This is a genomic window from Vibrio sp. SNU_ST1 (assembly GCF_030563405.1).
GTDB lineage: Bacteria > Pseudomonadota > Gammaproteobacteria > Enterobacterales > Vibrionaceae > Vibrio.
This window is the reverse complement of record NZ_CP130748.1, coordinates 538,707-550,380: the sequence shown is the minus strand read 5'-3', so window position 1 is coordinate 550,380 and position 11,674 is coordinate 538,707. Positions and strand designations below refer to the sequence as shown.

Below are 11,674 nucleotides of genomic sequence, written 5' to 3'. Positions count from 1 at the left end.
AACAAAAGAAAGACAACCTGCAAAAAAGCAAAGCTACTTTTCAGCCTCAATGAGCTTTACACTTAACCAGCTTCTCAATAGGTGAAAATATGGAACTCATTCTCTCTCTGCTGCAACAAACCTGTGTCTACTTAGTGATTGCTTACATGCTAAGTAAGACCCCACTGATTCTCCCGTTATTGAGCATATCTTCGCGCTTAAGTCATAAAGTCAGCTGTTACGTTCTGTTTTCCCTGTTCTGTATTATGGGCACCTATTTTGGGCTGCAGATTAATGACGCCATCGCCAACACACGTGCGATGGGTGCGGTAATGGGTGGTTTGTTTGGCGGCCCTGTAGTCGGCTTTGCCGTCGGATTTACCGGTGGTATCCATCGTTATTCATTAGGCGGCTTCACAGACTTAGCTTGTGCCATTTCAACCACGGCAGAAGGCTTGATTGGCGGCTTTTTACACGTTTACTTAGTCAGAAAAAACAAAGCCAGCCAGCTGTTTAATCCGATGGTGGTGTTCTCGGTGACCCTGTTTGCAGAGATTATTCAGATGCTGATTCTACTGGCGGTCGCTAAACCCTTCGAACAATCCTACGCTCTGGTTTCTGATATTGCAGCGCCAATGATCATTGCAAACTCAGTCGGTGCAGCACTGTTTATGAGCATCATCCAAGATCGGAAAACCATCTTCGAGAAGTACTCAGCTACCTTCTCACGCCGCGCATTAACCATCGCCGAACGTTCGGTGGGTATTTTGCATGGCGGCTTCAATTCCGATAACGCACAAAAAATCGTCCGTATCGTTTACGAAGAGACCAATGTTGGGGCGGTAGCGATTACCGACCGGGAAAAAATTCTCGCGTTCGTCGGCATTGGGGATGAACACCATATTCCCAATACACCTATTTCATCGCAAAGCACACTCACTTCGATGGAACAGAACGACATCATCTACCTCGATGGGAAAGAGAACCCGTATCAATGCTCTCTTTCACAAGATTGTAAATTAGGCTCGGCTCTGATTATCCCACTCCGCGCAGGTAATGAAGTGGTCGGCACCATTAAACTGTATGAGCCAAAGCTGAAACTATTCTCGACCATCAATATGTCGATGGGTGAAGGTATCGCTCAGCTATTGTCGAGCCAGATCCTGTTTAGTAATTATCAACAACAGCAAACGCTGCTCACCCAAGCGGAAATCAAACTGCTGCATGCACAGGTGAACCCACACTTCCTATTTAATGCACTTAACACCATCAGTGCCGTTACACGTCGTGACCCTGATAAAGCACGGGAACTCATTCAGCATCTCTCTCACTTCTTTAGAAGTAATCTGAAACAGAACATCAATACCGTGAAACTCAAAGACGAACTGGCGCACGTCAATGCGTACCTAACTATTGAAAAAGCACGTTTTACTGACCGATTAGAAGTCGAATGGGATATCGACCCACAACTGTATGAGTCGCAGCTGCCAAGCTTTACCCTACAACCGCTAGTAGAAAATGCCATCAAACATGGGATTTCTAACATGCTGGAAGGCGGCAAAGTGAAGATCTATAGCGAGGCTTTCGAGGGTGGATTCAAGCTGATCGTTGAAGATAATGCTGGTAATTATCAGAAGCCATCCCAAGATCACGTTGGATTAGGTATGGAGATTGTTGATAAACGACTCACTAATTTCTTTGGACAAGATTCAACACTAAAAATAGAATCTCAACCACAGCAATTTACTCGAATGAGCTTTATCATACCTATACTGAAATAAGGGCATTTTCGGAGACGAATCACTCCGAGTTGAAACATTTAGAAGCCGACATTTAGAAGAAAAGCGTGAAACAAGCAGGGATAGAACCAAAATGAAGATTATAGGATGTTAAAGGCATTAGTTGTCGATGATGAGCTTTTTGCTCGCGAAGAGCTGATTGAACTACTCACTGAAACCGGACAAGTAGAAATCATTGGCCAAGCGAGTAACGCGATCGAAGGACTGAAACAGATCAACCTGCTCAAGCCTGATGTGGTGTATTTGGATATCCAAATGCCGCAGGTTACCGGAATTGAACTGTTAAGCATGCTTGATCCAGACACCATGCCTTACGTGGTATTCGTCACTGCCTACGACCAATATGCAATTCAAGCATTTGAAGATAACGCTTTTGACTACCTACTCAAGCCAGTTGAACCTTGTCGATTAAACAAGAGTGTTTGTCGTCTGAATAAGGTCATCAAGCAGAACCACAAAGCGCCGGAACAAGACCTCTCAGCCATTGCTCCGTGTCGTTTAGAGCAGATCCCGTGCATCGGCCATAACCGCATAGTGATCATGGCGAGCCAAACGGTCGAGTGCGCTTATTCAGATATCAGTGGTGTACACGTACGCAGCTCATCACAAACGGCAACCTCGCAGTTAACACTAAAGATCTTGGAAGAAAAAACCGACTTGATCCGTTGTCATCGACAGTATTTGATCAACATAAAATCGATCCAAGAGATCAAACTGTTAGATAATGGATTAGCGGAGATCGTCACACTGACCGGCTTTGAAGTGCCTGTCAGTCGTCGCTATCTAAAAACCTTAAAAGAGCAGCTAGGCCTTCAATAACCCCATAAACTTCGACTATTTTTCCAAAGCTCGATCAAAAAAGCCAACGCATCAACGTTGGCTTCCTGCTGTTTACAAATCGATAGCGCTTACGAATCGAACTGGTCACAAATCAATAGCGATTAGTCGACTTGCTTAATCTGCAGCTCTTTTGGCACTTCGAAGAACATGTTTTCTTCACGACCTTGAATCTCTTCAACTTCGGTTGCACCTAGCTCGCGAATGCGATCTAAGATTTGATTTACCAACTCTTCAGGAGCCGACGCCCCCGCTGTCACACCAATTTTCTTTTTCCCTTCAACCCATTCTGTTTGAATGTCTTCAGGACAATCGGTTAGATAACCTGGCGTGCCTAATTTTTCTGCCAGCTCTTTTAAACGAGTAGAGTTCGATGAGTTCTTAGAACCGACAACAATCACAACATCAACATCACCAGCCATCTCACGAATTGCGTCTTGACGGTTTTGTGTTGCGTAGCAAATATCATCTTTACGTGGCCCTTGGATCTCAGGGAACACGCGACGTAACTCTTCAATCACGTCTGCAGTTTCATCAACTGACAACGTGGTTTGGCTAACATAGTGCAAGTTACTCGGGTCGTTCACGACTAAGTTCTGTACATCTTCTGGTCTTTCAACCAAGTACATACCACCCGTTTGGCTAGCGTACTGACCCATGGTGCCTTCAACCTCAGGGTGACCAGCGTGACCAATAAGTACCACTTCCATATGTTTGCGGCTCGCACGAGCAACTTCCATATGTACTTTAGTTACCAAAGGACACGTCGCATCAAATACCGTTAACTCGCGCTCTTTCGCTTCTTTACGAACCGCTTGAGAAACACCGTGAGCCGAGAAAATCACGATGTTATCGTCTGGTACTTCACTTAACTCTTCGACAAAAATAGCACCACGTTGCTTTAGCCCTTCAACAACAAAGCGGTTATGCACCACTTCATGGCGAACATAAATCGGTGGCTGATACAGTTCAAGAGCGCGCTCTACGATGCTGATCGCACGATCGACACCTGCACAAAAGCCACGAGGGTTAGCTAACATTATTTTCATTTCATTGCTCATCATTTACCGCGGTACTAAGGTTGTTTCTATAGAGTTCGCTGTCAGCGAGGTTCGCATTCTACAGTGAAGCGTCTAGACAGTGAAGCTCTGGGTTACATCACAGCTGTAAGGCGATGTTAGTCTATCGCTATTCCACAGCTAAGATGTTGACGTCAAACGTAACGTCTTGGCCGGCTAATGGGTGATTAAAATCAACCGTCACTGAATCACCTGCGATCTCAGTGATAATACCTGGAATTTCCATACCGTCAGGACCAGAGAAAGCCATAATAGTACCAACTTCGACTTCAGAATCGCCAACAAACTTAGCACGATCCATATGATGAATATGATCTGGATTAGGCATGCCAAACGCGTCTTGCGCCTTCAATTCGATAGACTTTTCAGTCCCCGTTTCAAGGCCAATCAGGCACTGTTCAAAGTTCTCACTTAGGCTGCCATCACCCATTACGAACTTTGCAGGCTTACCCATATTTTCGGTGCTATCGGCAACTGAACCATCCTTCATTTTAATCGTAAAATGTAGAGTTACTGCTGAATCATTTTTAATTGCTGCCACGTTACTTTCCTTAGATTTCTTTATTATTTGAGAACACATTCTGCTTTGCTCCCTTATTAATTGCAGCATAAAAAAAAGCGCCGTCGGAATCAACCGACAGCGCTTAGGGCTATTCTAATCTGTGAGTCATAGACTGACTTTAGGACAAACTATTACAAAGCGATTTACTGAATACTCATTAATGTCTGAGTAGTCTATTTGCTTTCATCTTTCTTGCGGAAACCATCTAAGATGATCATCGCGGCGCCGATACAGATTCCCATATCCGCTAGGTTAAATGCAGGCCAGTGGTAAGTGCCCCAATAGAAGTCTAAGTAATCGACAACAAAGCCATGTACAACACGGTCGAACACATTACCTACCGCGCCACCAATGATGATCGCATAAGCAATGTTGTTCCACTTTTCTGTCGCTGGTAGCTTACTCATCCAGTACGTCAGCATCCCTGTTACCGCAAATGCGATACCCGTAAATAACCAACGCTGCCAGCCACTTTGATCACTCAAGAAGCTAAATGCTGCGCCGTAGTTATGCACATACAAAAAGTTAAAGAATGGCAAAACCTCAATGCGGTTTGCCCAACCATAACCCATATTGTCCATGACAAAGAGTTTAATGCCGATATCTGCAAGGAAGACCACTAGGGCCAACCACAACCAACGCACACCAGATTGTTTTAACGAAACTTCACTCATTTCTATTCCTAGTATTTACGAAGCTGGTATTCACTGTTACTCAATTTAAGTGACCTTGATTACCAAACTTGGCTAAACACATTTCCTATAATTAAAAATAACCCCAGTTGATACTGGGGCTATGATTTTTACAAAAAGTTCAGTCTTTCTCTGAGTCGTTATGCGTACTTACGCACTTCGCCTTCACCGTCGATGTTCGACACACAACGACCACAAACTTTCTCGTGACCTTCAATTGTGCCTACATCTGGAGTGTGGTGCCAGCAACGGTCACACTTCTCAGCTTCAGTTGCTGCAACTTCAACGTATAGACCTTCAACGTCTGTCGCTTGAGCTGTATCAGACTTATCGCTAACTGGCTTAACAACAGCAGCAGAAGTGATAAGTACGAAACGTAACTCATCTTCTAGCTTGTTGATTTTAGCCGCTAGTGCATCGTCAGCGTATAGAGTAACTTCAGCCTGCAGAGCACCACCGATTGTTTTCTCTTTACGAGCATCTTCAAGAAGCTTGTTCACTGCGCCACGAACTGACTGGATTTCAGTCCAGAATTCGTTGCTTAGCTCTTCGTCGTCAGCAAGACCAAATAGGCCTTCGAACCACTCGCCTGTGAATACAAACGTATCGCGCTGCTCTCCAGTTGGTAAAGAGCTTGGCATCTCGTTCCAGATTTCATCTGCAGTGAACGACATGATAGGCGCCATCCAACGAACTAGAGCTTCTACGATGTAGTAAAGCGCCGTTTGACAGCTACGTTGAGCATGGCTGCCCTGTTTCGCTGTGTACTGACGGTCTTTAATTACGTCTAGGTAGAAAGAACCCATTTCGATAGAACAGAACTGCATTAGACGTTGAGTTACACCGTGAGTGTTGTACTCACCGTATGCTTTAACGATCTCTTCTTGTGCAGCTTGAGCACGGCCAACAGCCCAGCGATCAAGTGCTACCATTTCTTCAGCAGGAACTAGGTCAGTTTCAGGGTTGAAACCGTTCAAGTTCGCTAGGAAGAAACGAGCCGTGTTACGAATACGACGGTAAGCATCAGCAGAGCGCTTAAGGATCTCGTCAGAAACCGCTACTTCGTTAGTGTAATCAGTAGAAGCAACCCATAGACGTAGAATATCTGCGCCTAGCTTGTTAGTTACATCTTTAGGAGCAACAACGTTACCGATAGATTTAGACATCTTACGGCCGTTACCATCAACCACGAAACCGTGCGTTAGCACTTGCTTGTATGGTGCTTCATCTTTCATCGCGATAGATGAAATCAAAGATGACTGGAACCAACCACGGTGTTGGTCAGAACCTTCAAGGTAAAGATCAGCACTGTGCGTTCTTTCTTCATTCGGGAAGTTGTACTCTTCACGAGAATCCACAACAGAGAAGTGCGTTACACCTGAGTCGAACCATACGTCTAGCGTATCAAGTACTTTCTCGTATTTGTCAGCGTCTTCAGCACCCATCAGTTCAGCAGCATCTACATCCCACCAAGCTTGAATGCCTTTTTCTTCCACAAGCTTCGCTACTTTTTCAATAAGAGCTGGGCTATCTGGGTGAAGTTCTGATGTTTCTTTATGAACGAACAGAGCAATTGGCACACCCCAAGTACGTTGACGAGAGATACACCACTCAGGGCGACCTTCGATCATACCTTCGATGCGGCTTTGCCCCCATTCCGGCATCCACTCAACATTCTTCGTTGACTCTAGTGCTTTTGCACGTAGGCCAGCTTGATCCATAGAGATGAACCACTGCGGTGTTGCACGGAAAATGATTGGAGTTTTATGTCTCCAACAGTGTGGGTAGCTGTGCTCGTAAGCGTGGTGATGCAGTAGTGCACCCTTCTCTTTTAGAACTTCTAAAACAGAGTCGTTCGCTTTGAATACGTGCTGACCAGCAAATAGCTCAGTATCTGGCAGATAAACGCCGTTTGAACCAACTGGGTTAGCGATTTCTAGGTTGTACTTCTTGCCAACCACGAAATCCTCTTGACCGTGACCAGGAGCGGTATGAACCACACCAGTACCTGAATCCGTTGTTACGTGGTCGCCAAGAACAGCAGGAACAGTAAAATCGTAGAACGGGTGGTTGAATTGAGAAAGCTCAAGATCAGCACCAGTAGCAAAACCAAGGTTATGGAAGTGCTCGATACCCGCACGATCCATTACGTCTTTTGCTAGTTCAGAAGCAACAAGGATACGTTGAGCTGGCTGTTCGCCATTCGCTTCAACTTGGATAAGTACGTATTCAAGATCATCACGTAGACATACTGCGCGGTTAGCCGGCAGAGTCCATGGTGTTGTCGTCCAGATAACGATAGAGATTTCGCCTTGACCTGCGTGACCTTCCGCTAGAGTAAATTTCTCTAGTAGAGCCGCTTCGTCAGCTGCTGTAAATTTCACATCGATAGATGGAGAGACTTTATCTTTGTATTCAACTTCAGCTTCAGCCAAAGCAGAACCACAGTCAGTACACCAGTGAACGGGTTTGAAACCTTTAAGAAGGTGACCTTTGTCTGCGATTTTGCCTAGAGAACGAATGATGTTCGCTTCAGTGCCAAAATCCATAGTGCGGTATGGTTTATCCCACTCGCCCATGATACCAAGACGTTTGAAGCTCTCTTTCTGACCTTCAACTTGGCCCGCAGCGTACTTACGACACTCTTCGCGGAATTCAGCCGCTGAAATCTTCTGACCAGGCTTACCTTTCTTCTTCTCAACCATCAACTCGATTGGAAGACCGTGACAGTCCCAACCAGGGATGTACGGTGCATCAAAACCAGAAAGGGTCTTAGATTTGATAATAATGTCTTTAAGAATCTTGTTCAGCGCGTGGCCAATGTGAATGTCGCCGTTCGCGTATGGAGGGCCATCATGCAGTACGAAAGATTTTTTACCTTTCTTTGCCTTACGGATCTCACCGTAAAGGTCTTCTTTGTACCAACGCTTAAGCATTTCTGGTTCACGATTTGCCAGATTGCCACGCATTGGGAACCCTGTTTCTGGTAAGTTCAGGGTATCTTTATAATCACTCATCGATTCTTAATTCCGTTATATTGGGCGAAGTTAGACATTATGTTAATCGGTGGAATTATCCGACTAATTCTTTAGCTGAAGCAGCCACACCCTTGCGGCTTCAGCATCCAATTCTATTTGATTCTTTAATGCGTCGAACGACTCAAACTTTATCTCGTCGCGCAGTTTGTGCAAAAGTCGCACTTCTAACTGTTTACCATATAAATTGGCTTTAAAGTCAAAAAAATGTACTTCTAATTGCTGCCTTACACCATTAACTGTTGGCCGTTGTCCAATATTAGCAACACCACCGACAGGAACACCGTCGATATCTAATGCTTCAACAACATACACTCCCGACACAGGAGAAACACAACGTTTTAATGGAATATTAGCGGTAGGGAAACCGATAGTTCTCCCTAGTTTACGACCATGAGAAACACGACCACTGATACTGTAGTCACGCCCAAGCATGGTAGCACTAGAAGCCAAGTCATTGGCCGCTAACGCATTTCGTATCTCAGTGCTGCTTACTCGTAATTGGTTTAAGCAATAACTTTGGGTGCTCACCACCTCAAAACCATATTTTTCGCCCGCTTCTTTAAGCATAGCGAAATTACCCGTTCGGCCTTTGCCAAAGCAAAAATCGTCACCAACCACCAAGAATTTCACACCAAGCTTATCAACCAAAAGCTCCTTAATGAACGCTTCCGCAGACAAGCTTGCAAAATATTGATTGAAATTCACACACAATAAACGACTAATCTCTAGCTTACTCAATTGCACGTACTTATCTCGTAAACGAGTTAAACGCGCTGGCGCTCGACCTTTAGCAAACAATTCCATAGGTTGCGGTTCAAACGTCATGACAACAGAAGGGAGTCCCAGTGCTGTAGCTTGTTTAGAAACCTGACTCAGAACCTCTTGATGCCCTAAATGAACACCATCGAAGTTACCTATGGTTAATACACAGCCATGATGCTGTGCTTTAATATTGTGTATACCTCGGATCAGTTCCATTGTGATCAGCTAAAACCTGTTATTTGCATCATTTATTGTGTGAAACCGACGGATTATATACTAATCAGTATTAATCTGTCGCTGCTTTTAAATGTTTTACTCGGATACCTAAAACCAGTACCGACACAATATAAGCAAAGCCACCAAGTGCGATCAACCCTGTTAGCGTCAACGCTCTTTGGTTGAAGCTCCAATCAAGCCACAGCTGCATATTGTCTAGTTGCCATAAAATCACGCCAACCATCACAGTTCCAGATACTAATAATTTAAGGCTAAACAACAATGTAGTCTTGGTTAAACGATAAACACCCGCTATATGCAGACCACGATAAAGTAGAGTCATGTTCACGAACGCAGATAACGCCGTTGCGATTGCCAAACCAACATAACCATAGAAAGAAGCGAAGATCGCGTTGAACACCATGTTAGTGACCATCGCAATGATGCCGTACTTCACAGGAGTTTTAGTATCTTGACGTGAGTAATAGCCCGGAGCCAACACTTTAATCAACATGAAGTTAAGCAAGCCTGAAGCGTATGCCACCAAAGACATGGAAGCCTGCTGTACATCGTGTGGTGAAAACTCGCCACGCATGAAGAGCACCATCAGCATCGGCTTCGCTAAAACAATAAGACCTAACATCGCAGGAATGCCTAGCAATAAAACCATGCGCACGCCCCAGTCCATTGTATGAGCAAACCCTTCCCCTTGAGCATCTACGTGTTTACGAGATAAAGCAGGAAGAATAACCGTCGCAATAGCAATACCAAACAAACCGAGTGGGAACTCCAATAATCGATCCGAATAATATAGCCAACTGATAGAGCCGGTTGCTAGAAAGCTGGCAATGAAGGTATCGAACAACAAGTTGATTTGGCTCACTGACACACCAAACAAGGCAGGGATCATTAGCGTGCGGATCTTAACTACACCGGGATCTCTCCAACCCCACTTAGGCTTAACCAACACACCCGCTTTAATCAAGAAAGGTATTTGGAAAAGGAACTGGACTAAACCACCAAGAAACACACCGATGGCCAAGCCAATTTCGGGTTGTTCTAGATTAGGAGAGATAAACCATGCTGAACCTATGATCATTACGTTCAAGAACACAGGGGTAAATGACGAAACCGCAAATTTGCCCATGGTATTGAGGATTGCACCAGATAAAGCAACAAAGGTGATAAACCATAAATAAGGAAAGGTAATCTTGAGCATAAAGCTCGCCAGCTCAAATTTTGGTGCTGCTGGGCCATCATTTAACCAGTCGATAAACCAACCTGCGCCAAACATCGCGGTGATTACGCCCGAGCCCAACACCCCGATAACGGTGACGATAGAAACTAGTACCCCGAGCGTGCCCGATACTTTGGCAATTAAATCTCGAGTCTTATCTTTATCACCTGCAGCGTGATATTCCGTTAATACAGGAACAAACGCTTGAGAAAAGGCACCTTCTGCGAAAAGTCGACGTAAGAAATTAGGGATTTTATTAGCGAAGAAAAATACGTCGGCACTCGCTCCTGCTCCCATCAAATTTGCTACTACTACATCACGTACTAGCCCCAATACGCGGGAAACAAAAGTCATTGCACTGACAATCAGGCCTGACTTTAATAGTCGTTTACTCACACAAACCTCTGACACTGGTTGATTACTTTCAAGCGAGGATAAATACTATCCTGTCCTAAGAAGCATATTTATTAGCATTGGTCTAAAAATGCTGTTAGAATCCCCGCCATCTTAACCGCGATGACCTTTCCATACCAAAGTTTGTTTGGCTACGATTGGTTTTTGCACAAATCATTTGACAATTAAGCGCCTATGAGGGATAGTCCTCGCCCTTAAATTGTCACCGAACTAAGTTTTTGGGAGTTAGACCTTGGCAAACAGTAAATCTGCTAAGAAGCGCGCTATCCAAGCTGAGAAACGTCGCCAGCACAATGCTAGCCGTCGTTCTATGATGCGCACTTACATGAAAAAAACTATTGCAGCTATTGAAGCTGGCAATAAAGAAGCTGCAACTGCTGCTCTTGTAGAAGTTACACCTCTTCTAGACCGCATGGCGACTAAAGGCCTTATTCATAAGAATAAAGCTGCACGTCATAAGTCTCGTTTCGCTGCTGCAATCAAAGCTCTTTAATAGAAATTTGATTACAACGCAAAACGAAAAAAACCGGCCTCGGCCGGTTTTTTTATATCTAAATTTTGAGTAACACAGAGATTTTTCTTGCTGAGCGTTACTTGGTTTACTTAAAGATATGCGGTTTGCTGATAGGCACTAACATTCGACATGAAATACTGACACTTCCTTGTGTCGCCCCTACCCCTGGTAAGAAATCACTTCCCCCACCAGCAATAAACTACTTGCAGTACATACCATGCAGTAGGTTAATCATCGCTTTTACTTCTTCACTGCTCAATGTGTAATACACTGTTTGAGCTTCTTTGCGAGTTTCGACCAAACCATCTCTTCTCAACCAAGCAAGATGTTGAGATAAAGCAGATTGACTCAATTCCAACTTGCCACACAACTCCCCAACCGACAGCTCAGTACCATGCAATAGGCACAGAATCTGTAAGCGACGCTCATTGGCCATGGCTTTGAGTAGAATCACAGCTTGTGCTGAATTCTTCTCCATCTCTTTTAAGTTCATAGTTTGGCTCCATACAACCTTTACGCCAAGTCCGGGTTATCAGTATTTCCGG

10 protein-coding genes are annotated in these 11,674 nt (G+C 44.5%); 3 read left to right on the top strand and 7 right to left on the bottom strand.

The genetic code is table 11. From position 1 onward, the window contains the following. Positions 1-89 precede the first annotated feature (89 nt). Positions 90-1,760, top strand: coding sequence for a sensor histidine kinase (locus Q5H80_RS02430; protein WP_304568420.1), 1,671 nt, complete (start codon positions 90-92; stop codon positions 1,758-1,760). Between the two features lie 105 nt (positions 1,761-1,865). Further along, positions 1,866-2,597, top strand: coding sequence for a two-component system response regulator BtsR (gene btsR, locus Q5H80_RS02425; protein WP_304568418.1), 732 nt, complete (start codon positions 1,866-1,868; stop codon positions 2,595-2,597). 122 nt (positions 2,598-2,719) lie between these two features. On the opposite strand, the gene ispH is transcribed toward btsR, so the two are convergent. The 6 genes from ispH to murJ all read right to left on the bottom strand — a co-directional run bounded on the left by ispH (position 2,720) and on the right by murJ (position 10,597). Further along, complete coding sequence (gene ispH, locus Q5H80_RS02420) at positions 2,720-3,676, bottom strand: 4-hydroxy-3-methylbut-2-enyl diphosphate reductase (RefSeq protein ID WP_304569365.1); 957 nt, start codon at positions 3,674-3,676, stop codon at positions 2,720-2,722. A 127-nt stretch (positions 3,677-3,803) separates the two neighbouring features. Continuing rightward, on the bottom strand, positions 3,804-4,235 hold the full coding sequence (gene fkpB, locus Q5H80_RS02415; RefSeq protein WP_017088633.1) for an FKBP-type peptidyl-prolyl cis-trans isomerase: 432 nt from the start codon (positions 4,233-4,235) through the stop codon (positions 3,804-3,806). 194 nt (positions 4,236-4,429) lie between these two features. After that, complete coding sequence (gene lspA, locus Q5H80_RS02410; protein WP_076657165.1) at positions 4,430-4,930, bottom strand: signal peptidase II; 501 nt, start codon at positions 4,928-4,930, stop codon at positions 4,430-4,432. Between the two features lie 158 nt (positions 4,931-5,088). Continuing rightward, entirely contained in the window at positions 5,089-7,965 is a 2,877-nt protein-coding gene (gene ileS, locus Q5H80_RS02405) for an isoleucine--tRNA ligase (protein ID WP_304568408.1), read from the bottom strand. Positions 7,966-8,028: 63 nt separating this feature from the next. Continuing rightward, positions 8,029-8,964, bottom strand: coding sequence for a bifunctional riboflavin kinase/FAD synthetase (gene ribF, locus Q5H80_RS02400; RefSeq protein WP_102249727.1), 936 nt, complete (start codon positions 8,962-8,964; stop codon positions 8,029-8,031). A gap of 70 nt (positions 8,965-9,034) precedes the next feature. Beyond that, a complete protein-coding gene (gene murJ / locus Q5H80_RS02395; protein ID WP_369809704.1) occupies positions 9,035-10,597 on the bottom strand; it encodes a murein biosynthesis integral membrane protein MurJ in 1,563 nt (520 codons plus the stop codon). A 250-nt stretch (positions 10,598-10,847) separates the two neighbouring features. Between murJ and rpsT the strand changes: the two genes are divergently transcribed. Further along, positions 10,848-11,108 (top strand): 30S ribosomal protein S20, encoded by a 261-nt coding sequence (gene rpsT, locus Q5H80_RS02390; protein ID WP_012603273.1) that lies wholly within the window; start codon positions 10,848-10,850, stop codon positions 11,106-11,108. Positions 11,109-11,328: 220 nt separating this feature from the next. On the opposite strand, the gene Q5H80_RS02385 is transcribed toward rpsT, so the two are convergent. Further along, complete coding sequence (locus Q5H80_RS02385; RefSeq protein WP_009848443.1) at positions 11,329-11,622, bottom strand: metalloregulator ArsR/SmtB family transcription factor; 294 nt, start codon at positions 11,620-11,622, stop codon at positions 11,329-11,331. Positions 11,623-11,674: the final 52 nt, after the last annotated feature.

What these genes read in the sequence shown, in the direction of transcription:
- Q5H80_RS02430 (WP_304568420.1), top strand. Translation starts at nt 90, where the DNA reads ATGGAACTCATTCTCTCTCTGCTGCAACAAACCTGTGTCTACTTAGTG.
- btsR (WP_304568418.1), top strand. Translation starts at nt 1,866, where the DNA reads ATGTTAAAGGCATTAGTTGTCGATGATGAGCTTTTTGCTCGCGAAGAG.
- ispH (WP_304569365.1), bottom strand. Translation starts at nt 3,676, where the DNA reads ATGAGCAATGAAATGAAAATAATGTTAGCTAACCCTCGTGGCTTTTGT.
- lspA (WP_076657165.1), bottom strand. Translation starts at nt 4,930, where the DNA reads ATGAGTGAAGTTTCGTTAAAACAATCTGGTGTGCGTTGGTTGTGGTTG.
- ileS (WP_304568408.1), bottom strand. Translation starts at nt 7,965, where the DNA reads ATGAGTGATTATAAAGATACCCTGAACTTACCAGAAACAGGGTTCCCA.
- ribF (WP_102249727.1), bottom strand. Translation starts at nt 8,964, where the DNA reads ATGGAACTGATCCGAGGTATACACAATATTAAAGCACAGCATCATGGC.
- Q5H80_RS02385 (WP_009848443.1), bottom strand. Translation starts at nt 11,622, where the DNA reads ATGAACTTAAAAGAGATGGAGAAGAATTCAGCACAAGCTGTGATTCTA.